At 60.6% G+C, this 22,785-nt stretch carries 22 protein-coding genes and 2 tRNA genes; 14 read left to right on the top strand and 10 right to left on the bottom strand.

The window, feature by feature from the left end:
- Positions 1–13: 13 nt before the first annotated feature.
- The 3 genes from R0J92_RS04525 (at position 14) to R0J92_RS04535 (ending at position 3,092) form a co-directional block, all read left to right on the top strand.
- A complete protein-coding gene (locus R0J92_RS04525) occupies positions 14–766 on the top strand; it encodes a class II aldolase and adducin N-terminal domain-containing protein (RefSeq protein ID WP_411051152.1) in 753 nt (250 codons plus the stop codon).
- Positions 767–788: 22 nt separating this feature from the next.
- Complete coding sequence (locus R0J92_RS04530) at positions 789–1,934, top strand: TauD/TfdA family dioxygenase (protein ID WP_411050870.1); 1,146 nt, start codon at positions 789–791, stop codon at positions 1,932–1,934.
- Positions 1,935–2,132: 198 nt separating this feature from the next.
- A complete protein-coding gene (locus R0J92_RS04535) occupies positions 2,133–3,092 on the top strand; it encodes an NAD(P)-dependent oxidoreductase (protein WP_411050871.1) in 960 nt (319 codons plus the stop codon).
- A gap of 351 nt (positions 3,093–3,443) precedes the next feature.
- Here R0J92_RS04535 and R0J92_RS04540 read toward each other — a convergent pair.
- Positions 3,444–3,518, bottom strand: a tRNA-Asn gene (locus R0J92_RS04540).
- A 67-nt stretch (positions 3,519–3,585) separates the two neighbouring features.
- Positions 3,586–4,509, bottom strand: a complete 924-nt coding sequence (locus R0J92_RS04545) for an MBL fold metallo-hydrolase (protein ID WP_411050872.1) — start codon at positions 4,507–4,509, stop codon at positions 3,586–3,588.
- A 57-nt stretch (positions 4,510–4,566) separates the two neighbouring features.
- Between R0J92_RS04545 and R0J92_RS04550 the strand changes: the two genes are divergently transcribed.
- The gene (locus R0J92_RS04550) at positions 4,567–5,895 is read left to right on the top strand and encodes an ATP-binding protein (protein ID WP_411050873.1); all 1,329 of its coding nucleotides are present in this window, start codon (positions 4,567–4,569) and stop codon (positions 5,893–5,895) included.
- Positions 5,896–5,971: 76 nt separating this feature from the next.
- On the opposite strand, the gene R0J92_RS04555 is transcribed toward R0J92_RS04550, so the two are convergent.
- A tRNA-Ile gene (locus R0J92_RS04555) sits at positions 5,972–6,047 on the bottom strand.
- Positions 6,048–6,202: 155 nt separating this feature from the next.
- Positions 6,203–7,132 (bottom strand): LysR family transcriptional regulator, encoded by a 930-nt coding sequence (locus R0J92_RS04560; RefSeq protein ID WP_411050874.1) that lies wholly within the window; start codon positions 7,130–7,132, stop codon positions 6,203–6,205.
- 121 nt (positions 7,133–7,253) lie between these two features.
- Between R0J92_RS04560 and R0J92_RS04565 the strand changes: the two genes are divergently transcribed.
- From R0J92_RS04565 to rnd, 4 genes are all read left to right on the top strand, one after another.
- Positions 7,254–8,222, top strand: a complete 969-nt coding sequence (locus tag R0J92_RS04565; protein ID WP_411050875.1) for an MBL fold metallo-hydrolase — start codon at positions 7,254–7,256, stop codon at positions 8,220–8,222.
- Between the two features lie 149 nt (positions 8,223–8,371).
- Positions 8,372–9,418: a phosphoribosylformylglycinamidine cyclo-ligase gene (gene purM, locus R0J92_RS04570; protein ID WP_106163950.1), complete on the top strand. Its 1,047-nt coding sequence runs from the start codon at positions 8,372–8,374 to the stop codon at positions 9,416–9,418.
- Positions 9,415–10,020, top strand: a complete 606-nt coding sequence (gene purN / locus R0J92_RS04575) for a phosphoribosylglycinamide formyltransferase (RefSeq protein ID WP_411050876.1) — start codon at positions 9,415–9,417, stop codon at positions 10,018–10,020. The genes purM and purN overlap by 4 nt, the downstream gene beginning before the upstream one ends.
- A 102-nt stretch (positions 10,021–10,122) precedes the next feature.
- Complete coding sequence (gene rnd, locus R0J92_RS04580) at positions 10,123–11,280, top strand: ribonuclease D (protein WP_411050877.1); 1,158 nt, start codon at positions 10,123–10,125, stop codon at positions 11,278–11,280.
- An 81-nt stretch (positions 11,281–11,361) separates the two neighbouring features.
- Here rnd and R0J92_RS04585 read toward each other — a convergent pair whose 3' ends face one another.
- On the bottom strand, positions 11,362–11,877 hold the full coding sequence (locus R0J92_RS04585; protein ID WP_411050878.1) for a hypothetical protein: 516 nt from the start codon (positions 11,875–11,877) through the stop codon (positions 11,362–11,364).
- Positions 11,878–12,010: 133 nt separating this feature from the next.
- Between R0J92_RS04585 and R0J92_RS04590 the strand changes: the two genes are divergently transcribed.
- A complete protein-coding gene (locus R0J92_RS04590; protein ID WP_411051153.1) occupies positions 12,011–12,421 on the top strand; it encodes a SufE family protein in 411 nt (136 codons plus the stop codon).
- A 60-nt stretch (positions 12,422–12,481) separates the two neighbouring features.
- Here the strand turns inward: R0J92_RS04590 and R0J92_RS04595 are convergent, their stop codons facing one another.
- Both R0J92_RS04595 and R0J92_RS04600 read right to left on the bottom strand, forming a co-directional pair.
- On the bottom strand, positions 12,482–13,222 hold the full coding sequence (locus R0J92_RS04595; RefSeq protein ID WP_411050879.1) for a DUF1638 domain-containing protein: 741 nt from the start codon (positions 13,220–13,222) through the stop codon (positions 12,482–12,484).
- Position 13,223: 1 nt separating this feature from the next.
- A complete protein-coding gene (locus R0J92_RS04600) occupies positions 13,224–13,922 on the bottom strand; it encodes a corrinoid protein (protein ID WP_106163956.1) in 699 nt (232 codons plus the stop codon).
- A gap of 218 nt (positions 13,923–14,140) precedes the next feature.
- Between R0J92_RS04600 and R0J92_RS04605 the strand changes: the two genes are divergently transcribed.
- The gene (locus tag R0J92_RS04605; protein ID WP_411050880.1) at positions 14,141–15,223 is read left to right on the top strand and encodes a PA0069 family radical SAM protein; all 1,083 of its coding nucleotides are present in this window, start codon (positions 14,141–14,143) and stop codon (positions 15,221–15,223) included.
- An 82-nt stretch (positions 15,224–15,305) separates the two neighbouring features.
- Here R0J92_RS04605 and bmt read toward each other — a convergent pair whose 3' ends face one another.
- The 3 genes from bmt to R0J92_RS04620 form a co-directional block, all read right to left on the bottom strand.
- Positions 15,306–16,328 (bottom strand): betaine--homocysteine S-methyltransferase, encoded by a 1,023-nt coding sequence (gene bmt / locus R0J92_RS04610; RefSeq protein ID WP_317386041.1) that lies wholly within the window; start codon positions 16,326–16,328, stop codon positions 15,306–15,308.
- Positions 16,329–16,393: 65 nt separating this feature from the next.
- Positions 16,394–18,301 (bottom strand): phosphatidylglycerol lysyltransferase domain-containing protein, encoded by a 1,908-nt coding sequence (locus tag R0J92_RS04615; RefSeq protein WP_411050881.1) that lies wholly within the window; start codon positions 18,299–18,301, stop codon positions 16,394–16,396.
- Positions 18,302–18,415: 114 nt separating this feature from the next.
- Positions 18,416–18,733 (bottom strand): DUF1476 domain-containing protein, encoded by a 318-nt coding sequence (locus R0J92_RS04620; protein ID WP_317386043.1) that lies wholly within the window; start codon positions 18,731–18,733, stop codon positions 18,416–18,418.
- A 438-nt stretch (positions 18,734–19,171) separates the two neighbouring features.
- On the opposite strand from R0J92_RS04620, the gene purC reads away from it, so the two are divergent.
- The 4 genes from purC (at position 19,172) to R0J92_RS04640 (ending at position 22,777) form a co-directional block, all read left to right on the top strand.
- Positions 19,172–19,933, top strand: a complete 762-nt coding sequence (purC, locus tag R0J92_RS04625) for a phosphoribosylaminoimidazolesuccinocarboxamide synthase (protein WP_106163960.1) — start codon at positions 19,172–19,174, stop codon at positions 19,931–19,933.
- Positions 19,934–20,039: 106 nt separating this feature from the next.
- Entirely contained in the window at positions 20,040–20,270 is a 231-nt protein-coding gene (purS, locus tag R0J92_RS04630; protein ID WP_005607046.1) for a phosphoribosylformylglycinamidine synthase subunit PurS, read from the top strand.
- The gene (purQ, locus tag R0J92_RS04635; protein WP_106163962.1) at positions 20,270–20,938 is read left to right on the top strand and encodes a phosphoribosylformylglycinamidine synthase subunit PurQ; all 669 of its coding nucleotides are present in this window, start codon (positions 20,270–20,272) and stop codon (positions 20,936–20,938) included. The genes purS and purQ overlap by 1 nt, the downstream gene beginning before the upstream one ends.
- 36 nt (positions 20,939–20,974) lie before the next feature.
- Positions 20,975–22,777: an ATP-binding protein gene (locus R0J92_RS04640; RefSeq protein WP_317386044.1), complete on the top strand. Its 1,803-nt coding sequence runs from the start codon at positions 20,975–20,977 to the stop codon at positions 22,775–22,777.
- Positions 22,778–22,785: the final 8 nt, after the last annotated feature.

Below are 22,785 nucleotides of genomic sequence, written 5' to 3' on the forward strand. Positions count from 1 at the left end.
CGGAGGAGACGATATGAGTTTGGATACCATGCAAAATTTGAGCCACTGGCAGGAGCGCATCGAACTTGCTGCTGCCTTTCGGTGGACCGCGCGGTTGAATATGCACGAGGCGGTCGCCAACCATTTCAGCCTTGCCGTCAACGCAGATGGCTCGCAGTTCCTGATCAATCCCAACCAGGCGCATTTCTCTCGCATCCGCGCGTCCGAGCTGTTGGAGTTGGATGCAAACGATCCTGATGTTTTGAATCGACCTGATGCACCAGATGCAACCGCTTGGGGACTGCACGGGTCGATCCATCGGCGCTGTCCACATGCGCGCTGTGTGATGCATGCGCATTCAATCTTTTCGACCGTTCTGGCCTCGCTGGCGGACAGCAGATTGCCACCGATCGATCAGAATACGGCGACGTTCTACAACCGTGTCGTGATCGATGATCAGTTTGGTGGTCTGGCCTTTGAGGATGAGGGCGAGCGCTGTGCTGCGATGCTGACGGATCCTTCCAAGAAGGTAGTGGTGATGGGCAATCACGGTGTTTTGGTCCTGGGTGACAGCGTCGGCGATGCATTTAACCGGCTCTACTATTTTGAACGTGCAGCCGAGACATATATCCGGGCCTTGCAGACAGGGCAGCCGCTGCGCCTGATCCCGCCGGAGATCGCCGAAAAGACCGCTAAGGAGTTGGAAGACTATCCCGGGCAAGCGGAGGCGCATCTCGACGCGATCCGCTCGATTCTCGATCACGAAAACTCCGACTACGCCACCTGACCCTGACTATCAGAGCAAAAACATGACCCAAATCGCCCTAAGCACTTCCGGTTTGACCGTGCCCCTTTCTTCAGGAGAGGTATATTTCAACTACTGCTGGCTGCGCGACGCATGCCCCAGTTGCATCGACAGCCAGACACGCGAACGGATCTTCGACGTGGCCTCTCTGCCTGATCTTCCACGCCCGCTCAGTGCGCGTCTGGAGAACGACGCACTTGTGATCAACTGGAAGACCGAAAATCAAGTTAGCCATATCCCGTTGGCATTGTTGGAAAGTTTCGCGACAAGAGGGCGTACGGAAGACCCTGCAGATATCTCGCCCAAGCTGTGGTACTCGGATCAAGAACCACATTTTTCCCGTGTGCCACAACATGCAGTGCTGAGTGACCCGGATGCCCGAGCGCAGCTGACGCATGCGCTTATTGAGGATGGGATTGCCATCGTGAGCGACATGGCCGGCGATGATGACAGTCTGCCGCGCCTTGTAGAGATGATCGGTTCAATCACACCATCGGCCGAAGGGCTGTTCTTTGACGTGCGTGTCGAAATCGAACCCACCAATCTGGCGTTTACCGCCGGACCGTTGGAGATGCACACTGATCTTCCCGGAGAAGAGGCCGCACCGGGCGTACAATTCCTGCATTGCATTGAAAATACTGTGGAGGGGGGACTTTCGCTTTTTCTCGACGGCGCCGCTGTGGCAGAAGCGCTGCGTGAGGAAGATCCCGAGTCCTTCCGCCTGCTGGCTGACAACAAGATCCCGTTTTTCTATCGTCATGACAACTGGGACTACCGCGCCCATCAGCGCGTGATCGAGACCGATGCCGATGGGCGTGTGACCGGTGTCACCATTTCTCAGCACTTGCAGGACGCCATGGATCTGCCGCAGGACCTTCTAGACAGCTACTATCCAGCATTTATCAAGTTTCTGAAGATGATGCAGGAAGACCGTTTTCTGGTACGCTTCCGCTCTGAGGCGGGAAATTGCGTGATTTTCGACAATCACCGCATTGTACATGGCCGTGAGGGCTATGTTGCCGACAGCGGCAAACGTCATCTGCGCGGCTGCTATACGGATCGCGGCGCGCTGCGATCAACCTATCGCGTATTGGCGAAGCAAGGGTATTCGGGCCGGACCTCCAGCGAGGCGAGGCGACAAAGCGCCTGACAGCGTCACCTTCGGGCTCTGTCGGTAACCCGCCGGCAGGGCCGCGAAACGTGATATTCTGCGACCTGGATCTGCGTTCCCGGGTCTTGACCACATCCTCGCATATCGAAAGCTCCTGTTGTGCGTGAACGACAGCAGCGCATTTCACCACGCCGGATGTCCTAGGGCGCGCCCCGGGGTAAGCAACTGGAGATAATCATGAAAGTAGGGTTTATCGGCCTCGGAAATGTTGGCGGCAAGTTGGCTGGCAGCCTGATAAGAAACGGATTTGATACGGTCGTGCATGACCTCGACCGGCAAGCTGCGCAGGATTTCATCGCCAAGGGTGCCGACTGGGCCGACACGCCTAAACAGATGGCAGAGCTGTGCGACGTGGTGATAACCTGTCTGCCATCGCCCAAGGCCTGTTCGGATGTTATGGAAGGGCGCGATGGCATTCTGTTTGGCCTTTCCGCAGGGAAAGTTTGGATGGAAATGTCCACGACCGATGAGGCCGAGGTAAAGCGGATCGGTGAACTTGTGCGTGCCAAAGGGGCCTTGCCGGCGGAGTGTCCAGTTTCCGGCGGTTGCCATCGTGCGGCAACCGGCAATATTTCGATCTTCGTCGGCGGTGATCGCGAGACCTTTGAAAGGGTTCTGCCACTGACCACCACGCTGGGCCGCCGGGTATTGCACACGGGGCCGCTGGGCACAGCGTCTACGCTGAAAGTGATGACTAACTATCTGGCAACGGCCAATCTTTTGACGTGCTGCGAGGCGTTGGTTACGATGAAGGCCGCGGGCATGGATCTTGCAACTACCTATGAAGCCATTAAAATTTCTTCGGGCACCAGCTTTGTACACGAAACGGAAAGTCAGCTGATTCTCAATGGCGCGCGTGATGTGAATTTCACACTCGACCTAATCCTCAAGGATATCGGCCTGTTCCAGACCATTGCCGCGCGCAACAACGTGCCGTTGGAATTGTCGCCAATGATCATCGACATCATGAAGGATGGCCAAGAGCGCTATGGAGAGCGCGCAAATACAGACGATATCATCCGTCGCCTTGAGGAAGCCACAGGCCTGTCGGTGCTGGCAGATGGCTTTCCGACAGAGCTGATCGACGATGAGCCGGAAGAGAGCGGCTACGAAGTGGTACCCCGTCGAGCAGATTAGATACAATCTCGGCCAGTCCGGTACTCTGAAGCGTCGGATATTGATCGTCCTGCAGAGATTGACAGCGAAGCGACCGTGACCGGCGTCCCTCAATCATCCGACGGCGGACGTGATAGCGCTGGGGACGCTGGTTCAAGTTCACTGGCAATTGGAATAGGGTTTCGCCTGTTTCCGAGACGGTTTCATGATGGTGATCCACCTCGGCGGCAACGCCGCTGGTCTTTGATTTGAGCTATTCCACTGCTGTGGATGCTGTCATCAATTTCTGTGGTGAATCTACTCGCATCGAGACCGCGATCATTGGATCCTGGATCCAATGATTAAACTATTTCCAATGCCTTGTGTGGGAATTGGCTCCGGCGGTAGGGATCGAACCTACGACCAATTGATTAACAGTCAACTGCTCTACCGCTGAGCTACGCCGGAGTGTGGCGCTCGTATAACGGGGACGTTTTCGGGCGTCCAGAGCGAAAACGTCCCCAAGATAAAAAAATCAACTTTTGATGGCGAAGGTTGCTGTTTCGGACAGGTCGTTGATCGGGTGGACCGCGCCGCGCTGTGTAAGATCCACCAGATGAGAAAGCACATTGCGTTCGGCTGCAGGAAGCAAAGCAGCCGGCGTGTCAGTGTAGATCGCAAGGGTGAGGTCGGCAGCCGTGAAGGGGGCCTCGCGCAACCGGTCAAGGATGGCGGTCTCGCGTTGTCGGCGATGGGTGATGAGCCAGTCGAGGCGGTCATGTGGATCGAGAATTGGCGCTCCGTGCCCCGGCAGGAATTGCGACCACTCTCGCTGTTGTAGCTTGTGGCAGGACAACATGAAATCCGTCAGATCTCCGTCCGGTGGCGACACCAGAGAGCTGGCCCAGCCCATGACATGGTCGCCCGAGAACAGGATGTCACCAAGCGCAAAACACAGGTGATTGCCGATGTGACCCGGGGTGTGGATCGCCTCCAATTGCCAGTCCGGCCCTGTCAGCATCGCTCCGTCAGCAAGGCGATGGTCGCAGTCAAAGGTCTGATCTATCCCTTCACCGCCGCCTGCCAGCCCGCGCGCGGCCAGATCCTGCATGATCGCACTGCGTCCCGCATCCGCGGTGCCGAAGGCGAAAACAGGCGCTCCGGTCTTGGCACGCAGCTGTGCCGCGAGGGGGGAGTGATCCAGATGGCTGTGCGTCACCAGGATATGCGAAATGCGCCGTCGCGGCCCGCAGGCGGAGAGGATCGCCGAGAGATGCGCCTCTGAGGCGGGGCCCGGGTCGATCACGGCCAGATCGTCTTCGCCAATCAGGTAGGTATTGGTGCCCCGGAACGTCATCGGCGAGGGATTGGGGGCAAGAATGCGGGTAACACCCGGAGCGATTGTTTCGGGTAAACCGGGTTTTGGGTTGAACCCATCTTTGGCTTGCGATCTGCTCATGACGTTCCTCCTCGAGGGGCGCTGTTCTGTCTTATCTGCTCCGCTCTAGGCTTAGTCATGAAGCTCTTTCGTCTCAAACACTATCTGCCCAAGCTCCCTACGGGGATTTATGGCCGTGCTGCACTGATCCTGCTGATGCCAGTGGTGGTGTTGCAGCTTGTGGTGTCCTTCGCCTTTATCCGGCGCGATCTTGAGGACATTACAAAGCAGATGTCGCAGACCATGGTGCGGGAGTTCCTGCTGATAGAGGATCAGATCCAGCTCTCAGCGACGCAGGAAGAGGCGTTGACGCGCCTGACGCCAGTGCTGCCGCCGCTGAATGTCGGGCTGCGGTTTCTGGACCCGACGGAGGCAGTGCCGGGTGATGAAATCCCATTTGAGGATTTCTCGGGCCGGGTTGTGCGGGAGGCCTTCACTATCGGCTTGCCTCGGTTCCAGTCGATCCAACTGCCGCGGTCGCGGCCGGTCCGCATGGTCATGGAGAGCGACCTTGGAATGGTGGAGCTTGAATTCAGCCGGCGCCGCGTGACGGCCGCCGCGCCGCACCAGTTGATCGTCACCATGGCGGTCTTTGGGTTCATGCTGGTGATTATCGCAATGGCATATATGCGTAACCAGCTGCGCCCGATCAAGCGGCTGGCCGATGCGGCGCAGGCCTTTGGTGTGGGTCGTATGATCCCCTATCAACCGCGCGGCGCCACCGAGGTGCGGGCCGCAGGGGCGGCTTTCATCGACATGCGGGCGCGGATTGATCGGCAAATCGAGCAGCGGACGCTCATGCTCTCCGGGGTCAGCCATGATCTGCGGACCCCTCTGACCCGGCTGAAGCTCAGTCTTGCCATGCTGGATGAGGATGGGGCAGAGCCAATGCTGCAGGACGTGAAGGAGATGGAGGATATGGTGGACGCCTTCCTCGACTTCTCACGCGGGGTGACGACCAGTGCAATGGAAGAAACCGATCCCTGCGCGCTGGTTGAGGAAGCGGTGCAAAGCTGGACCCGGCAGGGAAAGACCGTGCATCTGGTCGAGGCTGTGGGAAATCGTATGATCCCCCTGCGCGCGGCTGCTGTGCGGCGGGCGGTGGACAACTTGATCTCTAACGCTGTGCGCTACGGCACGCGGGCGCGGGTCTCGGTGGCTGTTCTGCAGAAATCCCTGCGCATCCGGGTGGAGGACGATGGTCCCGGTATCCCTGCCGAGCTGCGCGGTGACGCAATTCGCCCCTTTACCCGGCTCGATCCTTCTCGCAATCAGGATCGTGGCACAGGTGTGGGGCTCGGTCTGGCAATCGTGGCGGATATCGCGCGCGCCCATGGTGGAACGCTGCGTCTGGGCACTAGCGAAGAGCTGGGCGGACTGCAGGCGGACATCGTGATCGCGCTTTGATCGCGCCACGTCAGACAGGGGCCAGTTGTGTCGCAGGGCGCAACGCCTGAATGCCGGATGACACTGGAAGGCGCGGTGGTGGGAGATCAGAGATTCGAACTCTGGACCAAAGCGTTATGAGCGCTCTGCTCTAACCGCTGAGCTAATCTCCCACAGGCTGGTTTATAGAGTCGTTCCACAGGCCTCGCAATCCGTCCCGTGCAAGAAATTTGCCGCACTTGCGCTTCTGCACTCAGGTCCGCTGGCACTCTGACCGCGCCGTCCTTGGGGCCAGGGGGCAGGTCGCGCGCTTGTGTCGTATGCGGGGCTATCCGGTGACGGCATGGAGGTGCGGGGCAGGGCGCTTGCGGTGGATGTCGTCTAGGCGCGCAACGATCCCGTCGATCACCAGATCCCGACGCCTGTCGACACCATGGCGCGAGGGGTAGACGGCAAAAATATCCTTTTGCGGCGCCGACCAACCGGGCAGAACTTGCTCAAACACTCCCTCGGCCAGCATGTCCTGAACAAAGAACAGCGGCACCCTAGAATAGCCCGCCCCGTTCGTAACCGCATGCTGGATCAGATCCGGGTCATCGGCGGTAAAGCCGACGCGAACCGGCGCAAGGACTTCGGTGCCGTCGCGGGTCAGCGGAAAGAACCCTTTGGTCTGTTCTTCATGGTGCTGGATGAATTTGAGACGCTTCAGATCTTCCGGGTGCTCGGGCCTGCCCATGCTGTCCAGATAGGCGGGTGTCGCCAGCAGGACGGTTTCCATTGTGGCAATGCGACGGCCAACGCCATCTGTCTCTCCAAGCCGTCCGGTGCGGATGGCAAGGTCGTAATTCTCTCGCACCACGTCCACCAGCCGGTCCTCAACGCGGACAATGATGTTCAGGTCGTCATGATCCCGATCCAGGTCGAGCAACATCGGACCGATCAAATGGCGCCCGAGGAAACTGTTCACACTCACCCGGAAGTCACCGGAAAAACTGTCGTTCAGCTGATCAAGCTCGGCAGTCATCCGGTCAAACCCGCTCAGCAACCCTTGGGCGTGAGCATAGATCAGCTCGCCGGATCGCGTCGCCCGCACCCCTTGTGCGGTGCGGTGCAGCAGCTGATGACCGATCAGGCTTTCCAGCTGCTTGACCTGCTGGCTGATGGCCGATTGCGTCATGTCACGGCGTTGCGCGGCCCGGTTCAGGCTGCCTTCGTCGAGGGCCACAATCAGCGTTTCCAGAAGCGACAAACGATCCATGAATTTCCCTATCAGAGATGCTAATATCCCCTATTAGATGATGCTGGCTGTGGGGCACCAGTAAAAACGCCTATTTCCCAATCATGCGCAATCAGCGCAAATCAGGATATCGGAGCCACTTATGACTTTTTCTCGCCGAACGTTGTTGAAAACCCTTGGTGTTGGCACCGCATCGCTGGCGCTGCCGACGCTTTCCACAATGGCGCAGGCCGCCCCAGCCGGACCGGCGCCTGTCTTGCATCAGTTCCGCTTGGGGGATGCCACGATCACGGCGTTGCTTGACGGTCATCTTCCGGTGCCGGCCACGATGTTCACCGGATATGATGCGGCGCGTGCGCAAGAGACTCTGGAAGGCAGCTTTTATCGCGAAGGCGCTCAAGGGCTGGAGATCCCGGTGAACGGCTATCTGGTCGAGCGCGGCGGAAAATATACGCTGGTCGATACAGGTACAGCACAGCTGATGGGGCCGGATCTCGGTGGTCTGATGGCGGCGTTGGCAGCGACCAGAGTTGGCGTCGGCGATATCTCGACGATCCTGCTGACCCATATGCATCCTGACCATGCCGGAGGTCTGCTCGCAGCGGACGGCAGTGCTGCCTTCCCCAATGCGGAGCTGGTGGTCGCCGAGACCGAATGGGACTTTTGGTACGATGATGCGATCATGGCATCGGTCGACGAGGGCAGCCGTGGGTTCTTCCAGATGGCACGCGATGCGGTGGCACCCTATGCGGACCGGAAAAAGCCGTTCACGGGCGAGGTCGAGGTTGCGCCCGGCTTTACCGCCATGCCGTTGCCGGGGCACACGCCGGGGCACAGCGGCTTCATGCTGGACGCGGGTGATGAACAATTGCTGATCTGGGGCGATGTGGTTCACAGCACCGCATTGCAGTTCGCCAATCCGGACTGGACCATTCCCTTTGACACCGATCAGCCGCTGGCGGCCCAGACCCGCAAGGCGATGTTTGATCGGGCTGCGGCCGACCAGCTTCTGGTGACTGGCATGCATCTGGATTTCCCCGGTTTGGGGCGGGTGGTGCGGGATGGTGCGGCCTATGCCTTCCATCAGGCACCGTGGCAGTTCGGGCTCTGATCCGACGTCCTGATCGCTGTAGTTTGCAGTGATCGATCAAATACCCCTCCCATTGTGCAGATTTGTGCAGGGGGAGGGGTGCATTCCCTAGTTTCCTTCACCCGTCCTATAGGCTAAATGCTCGTCAACCATTGCGAAGGAGCCAAGCGATGACCAGCGGCAAGAACGGGTTGACCTATGCGGATGCAGGGGTGGACATTGATGCGGGCAACGAACTTGTGGACCGGATCAAACCGGCTGCAAAACGGACCAACCGTCCCGGAGTGATGAGCGGTCTGGGCGGATTTGGCGCGCTGTTCGATCTCAAGGCCGCCGGATACGAGGATCCGATCCTTGTGGGCGCCACCGACGGGGTGGGCACCAAGCTGCGCATCGCCATCGACACCGGCCATGTGGACGGCGTCGGCATCGACCTTGTTGCCATGTGCGTCAATGATCTGGTGTGTCAGGGCGCGGAGCCGCTGTTCTTCCTCGACTATTTTGCCACCGGCAAGCTGGAAACAGATGTTGCGGCGCGAATCATCGAAGGCATCGCAGAAGGCTGCGTGCGGTCAGGCTGTGCGTTGATCGGCGGCGAGACCGCCGAGATGCCGGGCATGTACCCCAAGGGTGATTTCGATCTGGCAGGCTTTGCCGTTGGCGCGATGGAGCGCGGCAGCGCGCTGCCCGTTGGTGTCGAGGCAGGCGATGTGCTGCTTGGTCTTGGCTCCGACGGGGTGCATTCCAACGGTTACTCGCTGGTGCGCCAGATCGTGAAATACTCCGGCCTTGGCTGGGACGCGGACAGCCCGTTTGGCGAGGGCAAGCTGGGCGAGGCGCTGCTGGCCCCGACGCGGCTTTATGTCAAACAATCGCTCGCCGCGGTGCGTGCTGGTGGCGTGAATGCCTTGGCGCATATCACCGGCGGTGGCCTGACCGAGAACTTGCCGCGCGTCCTGCCTGAGGGGCTTGGTGCCGATATCGATCTCGGTGCGTGGGAGCTTCCCGATGTCTTCAAGTGGCTTGCGGAAACGGGCGGCATCGAAGAATCCGAGATGCTGAAGACCTTCAACTGCGGCATCGGCATGATCCTTGTGGTCAAGGCGGACCGTGCAGAAGCGCTGACTGAGCTGCTGGCAGGTGAGGGCGAGCGCGTTTCCCGTCTGGGCACCGTGACCGCGGAAGAGGGCGTGCGCTATACAGGCGGGCTGCTGTGAGCGACAAAAAGACCGTCGCCATTCTGATTTCCGGCGGGGGCTCCAACATGGTGACCCTCGTCGACAGCATGCTGAATGATCCCGACCACCCCGGCCGGCCTTGTCTAGTGCTATCGAACAATGCGGATGCCGGTGGTCTGACCAAGGCGGCAGAGCGGGGCGTGGCCACAGCTGTGGTTGACCACCGCCCCTTTGGCAAGGATCGGGCCGCATTCGAGGCGGAGCTGGTCAAGCCGATCCTGAACGCGGGCGCCGATGTGGTTTGCCTGGCTGGCTTCATGCGTGTTCTGACCGCCGGCTTTGTCAGCCAGTTCGAGGGGCGGATGCTCAATATCCATCCCTCCCTGCTGCCAAAATACAAAGGGCTTCATACCCATGCCCGTGCGTTGGAGGCTGGCGATGACCGTCACGGCTGCACCGTGCATGAGGTCACGCCGCGTCTAGATGATGGTCCCCTGTTGGGGCAGGCGGAAGTTCCGGTGCTTTCAGGCGATACGCCGGAGGATCTTGCGGCCCGTGTTCTGGTCCAGGAACACCGTCTCTATCCCGCAGTCCTGGCGCGCTATCTGCGCGGGGAACACGCAATGTTGCGGCTGAGCTGACACGGCACGGTGTCTTGTCGCAGACAGGTGTTTGCAACCGGTGCGTCGTCGTCGTATCAACGGGGTGCCCGAGCGGTAGAAACCCTAAAAAAGACGCTATTGATGAAAACTCTTACAACCACCGACGAACTGCGAGCCTTTTGTGAAGAGGCCGCGAAGCATCCTTACGTGACGGTGGATACCGAGTTCCTGCGCGAACGGACCTATTATTCTAAACTCTGTCTGCTGCAGATCGCCTTTGCGGGTGATGGTGAAACAGATGCCGTTCTGGTGGATCCGCTATCTGCAGAATTGTCGCTGGAGCCGCTCTACGATCTGTTCCGCAATGAGAATGTGGTCAAGGTGTTTCACGCGGCGCGTCAGGATCTGGAGATTTTCTGGGTCGATGCGCAGGTGTTCCCAAAGCCTCTGTTCGACACTCAGGTCGCGGCCATGGTCTGCGGCTTTGGCGAGCAGGTGGGCTATGAAACTCTGGTGCGCAAGATCTGCAAGCAGGGTCTGGACAAGACCTCGCGCTTTACCGATTGGTCGCGCCGTCCGCTCAGCGATGCGCAAAAGACCTATGCGCTCGCGGATGTTACCCATTTGCGCCAGATCTACGAGCACCTGCGCAAGGAGCTGGACAAGACGGGGCGCAGCCACTGGGTTGCAGAAGAGCTGCAGGTGCTGACCGATCCGGCCACCTATAACGTACAGCCCAGAGAGGCTTGGCGCCGGGTCAAGACCCGCACCAACTCCGGTCGGTTCCTGGCTGTGGTGCGCGAACTGGCAGCCTTCCGCGAAGAATATGCGCAGAGCAACAACGTGCCGCGCAATCGGGTCTACAAGGATGATGCGCTGGTCGAGCTGGCCTCGACGAAGCCCAGTTCAGGGTCTGACCTGAGCGGCTCTCGTCTGTTGTTGCGTGAGGCGCGCAAGGGAGCGATCGCCGATGGCATTCTGAAGGCCGTGGCGCGGGGCGTGAACTGCCCGCAGGACGAGATGCCGCAACCGGATCGGTCGCGCGAGAAGATGCAGATCAACGGAGCATTGGCAGACTTGCTGCGCGTTCTGCTGAAGGCCAAGACCGAGGCGTCCGGTGTCGCAGCTAAGCTGATTGCCCCCTCCTCGGACCTTGATGCGATCGCCGCGGGAGAGCGGGACGTTCCGGCGCTTCAGGGATGGCGGCATGAAGTGTTTGGCGCAGATGCGCTTCGCCTTTGCAACGGTGAAATTGCCTTGGCTGCCAAGGGGCAGATGGTCAAAGTCGTCAATATCTGACGCTCATCTCACTTTAAATCACAAAAAAACGCGCCCAGTGAGGCGCGTTTTTTGTATCGAATTGTTCAGGGCTGAGCTCTGTCAGCGCCGGGTTTCGCGGGCGTTTTCCTTACCGATCACCCGCAGCACACGCACGCCTGCAAGATCCTGGTTCGACAGGCTGACAGCGGCGCGAATGGTGCGGGTCGCTGGCGTGCCACGATAGGTGGCGTTCTTGGGGTAGTTCACCCGGAAGGTATATTCCAGCCGCCCCGGTTCCTGAGTGATGCTAGGGACCAGCTGCGCGTCATAGGCGCCATTGCGGGCGGCTTCACCTTCTACCGTGAGGATTGCACCAACCGAGGTGCGCTCGATCCGCATATCCTTGATCACCGCGATCGGCAGGCTGTTGTCGACCTCTTCATCATCGCCGCGCCCGAGCAGGCTCACTCTTTCCTCTTCCTGTGGGATCAGGGGGTTGAGGTTTTCGTCGGTCTCAACCGGGGCCTCGCGAGAGTTGCCGAACCAGTTTGTCGGGTTGACGCGGGAGTCACGCCAGCCGCCGCAGGACGACAGGGCCAATGTGCCAATCAAGAGGGCGCCGAGAGTAATACGCATGAATACCTGCCGCAGTGAGAGTTACTTGCAAATCTGACTACCCGATTGAAGCGGCGTTGAAAAGCGGTTGAAAACCCTTCGATGCTGGCCTAGGTCCGATCTGTTGCCCCTGCACAGCGAGATGAGGATTGCCATGGCCAGCGCCGCCTTTGAGGAAATCGTCGATGACTTCGAGTTTTTTGAGGATTGGGAAGACCGCTATCGTCATGTGATCGAGCAGGGCAAGGCGATGCCACCGCTGGAGGATGCACTGAAGGTGCCCGCAACCAAGGTGGACGGCTGTGCCAGTCAGGTCTGGCTGCACCCGCAGATCAGCGATGGAAAGTTCCACTTCGATGGTGATAGCGATGCGATGATCGTGAAGGGGCTGATCGCGCTGCTGCGCAAGCTCTACAACGGTCTCACCATGGCTGAGGTTCTTGCGGTTGATGCGCGCGCCGAGATGGAGCGCCTTGGCCTGAACGATCATCTTTCCGCGCAGCGGTCCAATGGGCTGCGCGCGATGATAGAGCGTATTCGCGAAACCGCCGCCGCGCAGGTCTGATTACCCTGGTTGCTATTGCTGCGTCTTGGGCAAGGCGTCTCTGATGCCTGCCACAGTAGTCTAGTCAGAAGTAGATCTCTGTGCCGCCCAGCTGGTGAGCGTGCTCTGCAGATCGCCGTATCCGGTGTGGCGATGCTGAAACGCCAGCCCCATGCGGTCGGCGCAGACGCGGGCTTTCTCCACAAACTGCGGGTCGGTGACCTGTGACTGATAGACCAGCGTCGTGTAGTTGCCAAAGATCATGTCGCGCAGCTCGGGGTTCTTGTCGAGGCCCATCGGGCGCCAGATAAAGGCGTCGAACTGTTTCACCAGGAAATCGGTCAGGTAGAAGGCGGTGATCTCGCCTGCCTCTGAGCGCTCTGCAAACTGCGCATTGCCTTCGAAGAACGCGTAACAATGCGGGCCGGGGACCATCTCCACGCCCATCTCCGCGCATTTCTGTTCCAGCAGGCCGCCGGTGCCGCAATCGGCATAGACCACGTAGATCTGGTCATAGACCGCACGATGGGTTTCCACCGCGGCCTCCACATGGGTGACGATCTGATCGGGGTAGAGGTGCAGCTTGGCCGGCAGGCAGGTCAGATCCATGTGATCGAGACCGTTGAGCGCCTTGATATCCAGGATCTCACGCGCGAGCGCGCCACAGGCGATCAGCAGGATGCGCCCAGTCTTGCGTTCTGGTGCGGCCAGGCCGTCTTCCGACAGGCTATGCGCATCCAGGGTCTTGCCACGGGGCAAGGGAAGGGCGGCCCGCTGCGTGAGCCGGGCCGCCCGGCCGCGTCTCTGGGACGCGGCAGCCATATCAGGCGGTCATGGCGTTGTGCTTGCGCGCCACGTATTCCTTGGCGGTTTCCACGGCCACGGCCGCATCGCGGCAATAGGCGTCGGCACCAATGGCCTTGCCGAACTCCTCGTTCAGCGGCGCGCCACCGACCAGCACAATGTAATCATCACGCTTGCCCTGTTCGATCATCGTGTCGATGACCACTTTCATATAGGGCATGGTGGTGGTCAGCAGGGCGGACATGCCGAGGATGTCTGGCTGGTGTTCTTCAAGCGCCTCAAGGTAGTTTTCCACCGGGTTGTTGATGCCGATGTCGACCACCTCGAACCCGGCGCCTTCCATCATCATGGAAACGAGGTTCTTGCCGATGTCGTGAATGTCGCCTTTCACCGTGCCGATCACCATGGAACCCATGCGCGGCGCGCCGGTCTCTGCCAGCAGCGGCTTCAGGATGAACATGCCGCCCTTCATGGCGTTGGCGGCCAGCAGCACTTCAGGCACAAACAAGATACCATCGCGGAAGTCGGCGCCCACGATGGTCATGCCGCCCACGAGTGCTTCGGTGAGGATCTTGTAGGGCGCCCAGCCGCGCGACAGAAGGATATTTACCGACTCTTCGATCTCTTCCTTGAGACCGTCATAGAGGTCGTCATACATCTGTTGGACCAGTTCCTCGTCATCGAGTTCCGAGAGGATGATGTCTTCTTCTTCCGACATATCTGCATTCCTTAGCTGACGGGCGCGCCCGGTTTGGCCGTTCTTTATTGTTTTGTGACAGATGCGACGATCTGCACTGTTTCGATTGCGACACTGGTGCGTTTCGAACCGACCAAACCGATGAAAGCGATGCGATTCTAGGGGCGGTTTTGCATGATTTTGTTCGCTTATCCTTGTTTGTTCTTTATTTGTTCTGGTTCGTGTGCCATATCAGCATTATGCACGACAATGGTTCCCAAAATCTCAAACGTCGCAAATCGCGCGCTGCGCTCAGCAATGCGGCAGGACGCTTCGATTTGGGGCGCGAAGAGGTCGACGACGGCTGGCATCAGGAGGAGGCTGTGACCTCCGTTGCGACAGAGATTCGCTGCGAGATGGCCCGCAGCCTGATCTCCTACAACCGCTCGCCGGATCTGCCATTCGACCGCTCGATCAATCCCTATCGGGGGTGCGAACATGGCTGCATCTATTGTTTCGCGCGACCCAGCCATGCCTATCTCGGGCTCTCACCCGGGCTTGATTTCGAAACTCGGCTTGTGGCGCGGCCGAACGCGCCGGAGGTGCTGCGCAAGGAACTGTCTGCCCGCAGCTACAAGGTCGCGACCCTGGCGATCGGCACCAACACCGATCCCTATCAACCTTGTGAGCGGCATCACGGCATCATGCGCGCCTGTCTGGAGGTGCTGCGGGAGTTCAACCACCCGGTGGCCATTGTCACCAAGGGCACGTTGATCGAGCGTGATATCGACATCCTGTCCGACATGGCCGCCCGTGGGCTGGTCCGGGTTGGCGTCTCTGTCACCACGCTGGATGCAGATCTGTCGCGCCGGATGGAGCCGCGGGTGCCGGTGCCCGCGCGCCGTTTGGCGACGATCAAACGGTTGAGTGATGCCGGCATTCCGGTGCGGCTCATGACGTCACCCCTGGTGCCGGGGCTGACGGATCACGAGCTGGAGGCGTTGCTCGCTGCCGGGGTAGAGGCCGGGGCGGATGCGGCCAGCTGGATCATGCTGCGCCTGCCGCGCGAGGTGTCGGGGCTGTGGCAGGACTGGCTTCAGGAACATGAGCCCGGTCGGGCGGAGAAGGTAATGGCCCGCCTGCGCGAGATGCATGGCGGCCGTGACTATGATCCGCGTTGGGGGCAGCGCATGCGCGGCGAGGGCGAATATGCCGAGGTGATTGCGCGCCGGTTCAAACTGGCCTGTGCCCGGCTGGGGTTGGCTGAAAGGGCGGAGCCGCTGCGGAGTGATCTCTTTGCCAAACCGGCACAGGCGGGCGACCAGCTCAGCCTGTTTGGCTAGATCCGCTTCGGTGGGTCAGGCAGGCAAGAAATAAGGGCCGGACTTGCGTCCGACCCTTTCGGGAGTTCGAAATTCGGTTGGATCAGCTGCGCCGGCGACCACGGCGGTTTCGCCGCTCGCTGCCATCGTTTGCGCCCTCTTCGGTGCCATCATTGGCAGAGGTGAAGGGGCCCAGCACCTCGACGATCCGCTCCAACGTCGGACGTTCGCCGCGGGGCCGCGTGTCGAGCGCCTCGCGCATCTTGCGCAGATGGTCCGGCATGGTGCCGCAGCAGCCGCCGATGATCTTCGCGCCAGAATCCCGCGCCAGCACGGCGTATTCGCCCATCAGTTCTGGCGTGCCGTCATAGTGGATGTGGCCATCGACGTATTTCGGAATGCCCGCGTTCCCCTTCGAGATGATCGGACGCTCCGTGCCTTGCGCGGCAAAGCCCAGAACGGTGCGCAGGATGTCCGACGCGCCGGTGCCGCAGTTGGCGCCAAAGGCCAGCGGCGGCTGTTCGTAGCCTTCGACCAGCTTGGCCAGATCGGCGGAGGTCACCCCCATCATGGTGCGCCCGGCGGTGTCAAAGCTCATGGTGCCACACCAGGGCATGTCGGCCAGTTTGAAGGCCTCTGCGGCGGCGGCAAATTCCTCCGGCGCGGAGATCGTCTCCAGCCAGAGCACATCGACGCCGCCTTCTTTCAGCGCGTCGGCCTGTTCGTGGAACATCTCTACCGCCAGCGCATGGCTCATCTCGCCCACGGGCTGCATGATCTCGCCAGTGGGGCCCACAGACCCGGCAACGGCGATTTTGCGCTCGGCGGTGTCGGCGACCTCACGGCCCAGCTCGGCGGCCACGCGGTTCAGTTCACGCACCCGGCCTTGGGCATCATGCAGTTTCAGACGCGCGGCTGTGCCGCCAAAACTGTTGGTGAGGAACAAATCGCTGCCCGCATCAACAGAGCCCTTGTAGAGCGCTTTGATCTTTTCCGGCTCATCGGTGTTCCACAGCTCTGGCGCGTCGCCGGACTGCAGGCCCATGTTGAACAGGTTGGTGCCGGTTGCCCCGTCGGCCAGCAGCACATCGCGGCTCTCCATGAGGTCGAGGAAACTATTGCTCATCTTGGTATCCACTTACCAGGTCAGTGCCGAGGGGCCACATGCCCTCTGCAGGATGGGTTCATCTGTCACGCAGAGCGTTTTCCCGCAACTGCATTTTCGTCAAGTTCTACATGAGGTGCGCGCATGGTCATGTCCGGCTGCGGCATCTCGATCTCCGGTCGCGCCGGGCGATGGACTAGTCGGATCATCTCCGCCAGCGCGAGAGCCAATTGCGGCCAGGTTGGTGCCGCAATGTAGCGGGGTTGCCAGCTGGGGGCAAAGCAGGATTTGAACTGCCGCAGGCCCCGGTCGAAACGGTGTGCAAACCTGTGATCGGGCACGGCGGCAAGCGACAAACGCGTGACACCGGCATCTCTCGCCGTCTCAATGGCGGCGCGCAGCAGGGCATGACAGGTGCCATCCGGCGCCCCCGGCAGTTGGCGCATCAGGTCGAGACACCACTCGTCCGCCGCGCGGTGAAAGGTGATGAACCCGATCAGACGTTCCTCCTGCCACGCCAGAAACGTCATCTGGATCGCCACATACCCGGGTTCGAACTGTCCCATGGTGGTTCCACGCGCACAGCCATGTTGCCGGGTCCAGGCGTGATCAACCTCGGCCATATCGTGCAGGGGCAGGGTGCTCCACGCAGGTTCGACCCGCAGGCCCGCCTTTTCTGCGTTGCGGAGCTTGCGTCTCAGTTGGCGAAAGGAAGATCCTTTGTCAGAGAACTCTGATGGGTCAAGAATGGCATCCTGTGCAATGCGCAGCACCTTCCACCCTTGTTGGCGGGCGGCGATTGCCAGTCGCGCGCTGCATTTATAGAGGCAGGCGGCTGCATTGCGCGCGCGGGCATGGCGGTTGAGCGCATCGGGGATTTCAGGCCTGCGCCCGCTTATTGGGTCAAACAATACGGCCGAGATCTGCGGCGTGTCGAGCATGGCCACCTGATTGAGGCCAAAGGCCATGACGTGACCGCCGTTCTGCAAGATCACCCCGGTTTCCGCCTGTGGGCGGTCAAAGGGCTGGCTGGCGGCAGGACGGACGTCTGAGCCAAGCAAGTCTTCCTCGTCTTCTGGCTCAGCCGCCAGGCCTTGCCGCATCAGCGAAGGCCAGAGCAACAGCGCCCCCGCGAGCGCCGCAGGTATGGCATAATAGACCAAGCGGAAGGCCAGCAATCCAGCAACCAGCGCCGCAGGCTCCGCGCCCGGCAGCAGCGCCAGCATGGCCAGCTCCAGCGGGCCGGCGCCACCGGGGGAGGACGAGATTATTGCCAGCCCCAGCGCCAGAAAATAGGCAGGCAGCAGCGCGGCCAGTTCGATCCCATGCCCCGAGGGCAGCAAGAACCAAAGCGCGATCCCGGCAAAGCCGACATCCATTAGCGTCCAGAGCATAAGGGCGAGGATTGCTTGCAAGGACGGCGGGCGCAGTCTTAGTCCACGTAGCCGCCACTCCGGATGCAGGAAGCACAATGCGCAGGCAAGGGTCGCAAGTATCAGTATGCCAAGACCCAGCCCGCGCAGCGCCAGGGATGGCGCGATCAACAGCAGCGACAGTCCGCAGATCACCGACAATGCGGTCATGAAGGTGATCCCGACAAAGGCGGTCAGCTGAGCTGACTGCAACGGGGACAAGGGCGAAAGCAAGCGCCAGCGGGCAAAGGACCCCGACAGCAAGCCAAACCCGACAGCCTGAGAAAACGCGATCGAGGCCATGCCGGCGCGCCGTGCCACCGGAGCGTCAAAGTTGGTGCGCAGATGCCGGTGGGCGACAGCATCATACCGTCCAAGTGCCCAGAAGCTGAGCACAGTCGCTCCGAACGCGCCAATCCAATTGGGCAGCGGAACCTGCCGCACCAGCGTTATCAGTTCCGGCAGGCCCGGTAGATCCGCGTGGCCCGCCAGCGTTACCAGACAGGCCACCATGATGCCAAGCGGCGCAATCACGCGCAGGAGGTTTGCAACGGTCTGTTTGCGCGTGGTGCGTGAAGTCATGTCAAGCGTCCGCCAGATGAACAGACATCGCCGGTCGCGTACCACCGTGATATCTGTCGAGTCAGGGTCAGACGGACATGCCCGGTGCCGTGTTCTGGGGCGGGTCCGTCGGGGTCAGGGAACCGTAGGGGAGACTTCTTCCGCCACCTGCAGCATGAGCGCCGTCATCTTCTCCCGGATCGCGCCACGATCAACCTTGCCCTCAAGGTCGCGGGTCAGCTTTTCCAGAACATCTTCCTCTCCAGGTTCTTCCAGATCGGCGATGATGACGGTTTGGGCATAGGCTTCTGCCGCTTCATCCCGGTGCCCCAACAAACCCGCGGCCCAGAGGCCCAGCAACTTGTTGCGGCGCGCCTCAGCCTTGAACTTCAGTTCGGCATCATGCGCAAATTTGTTCTCGAACGCCTTCTCTCGGTCGTCAAAGGTTGTCATTTTCGGTCCTTCCCACAGTGAGCGATGCCGGGGCCGATGCTGAACGGTGTCTGGCCCCGTATGCCAGTCTACCACATCAGCGGTCAGGACCGCTTTCACAACTAGGCAAGGAGTGCGGCGTGCCATTCTGTGCACTGGAACCGCAGCCCCGAGTCCCACCACGGGAGGCCGGATATCCGCAGACATCCGTATCTGGTTGAAGTCAGCGTAGCCTGCGTTCTTGAAGAAAGCGTCAACGCAAAGGGAGAGAATGGCTGCAAATTTGGCCAGCCCTGCTGAATTGCGTATATTTGACGCTCGCGTCCTGCTCGGGGAGGAGACGTCTAGGCAGGTAATCCGATCACGACTGGCGGCGCGCTTGCGGGATGTGCCCCCTTGCACTAAGAGAACGCTACGGATCGGGGCAGATTCCCGGTGGTCCATACCGAAAGGCTCTCCATGGCGCGGCGCAAAAAGATTTACGAAGGCAAGGCAAAGACTCTTTATGAAGGTCCCGAACCGGGTACGATCGTCCAATACTTCAAGGACGACGCCACGGCCTTCAATGCCGAAAAGCACGACGTGATCGAGGGCAAGGGTGTCCTGAACAACATCCTCAGCGAATTCTTCATGCTGGGTCTTGGTCAGATCGGTGTGCCGACGCATTTCCTGAAACGGCTGAACATGCGCGAGCAGCTGGTGCGCTCCTGCGAGATCATCCCGCTGGAAATCATCGTGCGCAACTATGCCGCCGGCAGCCTGAGCAAGCGCCTGGGCATCGACGAGGGCACGCAATTGCCCCGTCCGATCGTGGAATATTGCTACAAGGACGACGACCTTGGCGACCCGCTGGTCACCGAGGAGCATATCGCCGCCTTTGGCTGGGCCAGCCAGCAGGACATGGACGACATCCTGAGCCTTGCGCTGCGGGTCAATGATTTCATGTCCGGCGTGATGCTGGCCGTGGGCATCCGTCTGGTAGACTTCAAGATCGAGATCGGCCGCGTTTACGACGGAGATTTCCAGCGTCTTGTGATCGCCGACGAGATCAGCCCTGACAGCTGCCGCCTGTGGGACATCAAGACGGGTCAGAAGCTCGACAAGGACGTGTTCCGCCGCGATCTGGGCAGCCTGACCGACGCCTATACCGAGGTGGCCCGCCGTCTGGGCGTGATGCCGAACAACCCACCAGCGCCGGGCAAGCCTCAGCTGGTGAACTAAGAGATTTCGCCCGCAAGGTCTGCTCAGTCGGTCTTGCGGGTTTTTCAATAGCGCAACAGGGCAGGGCGCTTTCGCTCCCGCCCGCAGGAACTTGAGGAAAGACGCGATGAAGGCACGGGTGCATGTGATGCTGAAGAACGGAGTTCTCGATCCGCAAGGAGAGGCCGTGCGTCACGCGCTTGGCGCGCTTGGCTTTGATAAGGTCGAAGGCGTGCGTCAGGGCAAGGTGATCGACCTGGAGCTGGCCGAGGGCGCCACTGAGGCGGATGTGACCGAGATGTGCGAAAAGCTGCTCGCCAACACCGTGATCGAATCCTACAGCGTCGAGATCCAGTGATGAAGGCCGCAGTCGTCGTCTTCCCCGGATCCAACTGTGATCGTGATCTGGCCGTGGCCTTTGAACAGGCCGGTTTTGACGTCTCCATGGTCTGGCACAAGGACAGCCAGCTGCCCGAGGGCGTCGACATCGTCGGCGTGCCAGGTGGTTTCTCCTATGGTGACTACCTGCGCTGCGGCGCCATTGCGGCACAATCGCCGATCTGCAAGGCCGTGGTCGACCACGCCGAGCGGGGCGGCTATGCGCTGGGTGTCTGCAACGGCTTTCAGATTCTGACCGAAACCGGCGTGCTGCCGGGGGCGCTGCTGCGCAACGCAGGTCTGAAGTACATTTGCAAAACCGTCGATCTGGCCGTCGCAACCTCTGACAGTGCCTTCACTCAGGGTTACAACGCCGGGGACGTGATCGGTGTGCCGATTGCCCATCACGACGGCAATTACTACGCCGATGACGCCACTGTGCAGGCGCTGAAGGATCAGGATCGCATTGCCTTTACCTATGTCGACAACCCCAATGGTTCGATTGACGATATCGCGGGCATCCTGTCGGAAAACCGTCGCGTTCTTGGCATGATGCCGCACCCGGAGCGGGCGGCGGATGAAGGTCATGGCGGCACTGATGGCACGGCAATGTTCCGCGCATTGTCCGGCCTGCTGACGGACGCCTGACTTGAGCCTCAGGGGCGGTAAACCTACTGTTGCAGCATGACAGCCCCTGAGGAGACCTCCGGCGCCAAGCCGTCCGCGCCCCGCGCGCGCCAGAGCAAGTCCCGCACTTTGCGCTCCCGGACGATTTCGTGGCGAGTGCGCATCGCGCTGGTGGTGTTTATGGCTGTTGCCGGGGCAACTGTCTGGTTCACCAACACGACGCTGACCCACAGTTTTACCGAAACCACCCGAAACCGAGCTGAGCTGCGTCTCGCGCTTTATTCAGGCAATCTTGTGAGTGAGTTGCGCCGGCACGCCATCGTCCCGCAGCTGCTGTCACGGGATCAGGCGCTGATCTCTGCGCTACAGAGCCAGGATTTCTCTCTCTCCACCCAACGTCTGATATCCTTCGTTGACGAAATCGGCGCCGCCTCGATCACGTTGATGGACCGCGACGGGCGCACGGTGGCGGCGACGGACCGTATTCGACTGGGAGAAACCTACCGCAACGCACCCTATTTCGTGGAGGCGATCCGGTCCAATTCCACTGTGTTTTCGGTCATCCCGCGCGAGGTGCGAGGGTATCAGTTCACCTACTCCCGGCGGCTGGTGGACAGCAGCGGAACACTCGGCGTCATCATGGTCGAGGTGGATCTGCAGAAGTTTGAACGTGCCTGGGCCGGGATTTCCGACGCTGTCATGGTGGCTGACAGCACTGGCACCGTGGTGCTCGCGACAGAGGCGCGCTGGCGCGGGCTTTCCGAGGCCGAGGCACTGAAGGAACAGACCCCTGAGGGCGCCATTCAGCGCGCCATTCGCGCCACTGCGGATTGGACCGCACTGCCGACCGATGTCTACCTGCAGGGCGAGGCGGTGATGCGACTGGAGACCCGCGTGCCGTTTCAGGGCTGGCGGATGATGTCCTACACCACCTATGATTCGATCCGCGAGCAGGTGAATGCGGTGATTGCGCTCGAAATCATGGGCTTCGCGATCCTGCTGGCGCTGGCCTTCTATGCGCTGAGCCGGAAGACGGCGCTGAGGATGGCATTGTTCCAGCGCGAGTCGGCGGAGCTTCGCGTGTTGAATACCCGCCTACAGCGGGAAATCGCCGAACGGGAGCGCGTGCAAGAGACCCTCGCAGTGGCCGAACAGAGCCTCGCGCAGAGCTCGAAACTGGCCGCCTTGGGCGAGATGTCCGCCGCCGTCAGCCATGAGTTGAACCAGCCTCTGGCCGCGATGAAGACCTATCTCGCGGGGGCACGGTTGCTGCTGCAACGCAACCGCCCGGAAGAGGCGCTGTCCTCCTTCGGCCGCATTGATGACCTGATCGAGCGCATGGGCGCGATCACACGGCAGTTGAAATCCTACGCCCGCAAGGGTGGTGACGCCTTCAGCCCAGTAAACATGGGCGATGCGCTGGCCTCCAGCCTGTCGATGATGGAGCCGCAACTGCGTCAGCGCCATGTAAAGATCACCCGTATACTTCCGGACGAACCGGTCTATGTCATGGCAGACCGTATGAGATTGGAACAGGTTATGGTGAACCTCTTGCGCAATGCGCTGGATGCCACCAAATCCGTTGAGGAACCGGAGGTGGAGATTCTGCTCGCCGCCGGAGAGACCGCGACGCTCACGGTTCGGGACAATGGCGATGGCATTCAGAATTTCGACAGTCTGTTTGAGCCGTTCTATACCACCAAGCAGCCCGGTGACGGGGTTGGTCTGGGGCTTGCTATCTCCTCGGGGATCGTGAACGACCTAGGCGGTCGCCTCACGGCCCGCAACGCAGAGGCGGGCGGTGCGGTGTTTGAAATGCAACTGCCGATCCTTGTGGACGGCATCGAGGCCGCTGAGTAGGCGGCACG

The organism is Tritonibacter sp. SIMBA_163, assembly GCF_046535935.1.
GTDB lineage: Bacteria > Pseudomonadota > Alphaproteobacteria > Rhodobacterales > Rhodobacteraceae > Epibacterium > Epibacterium scottomollicae.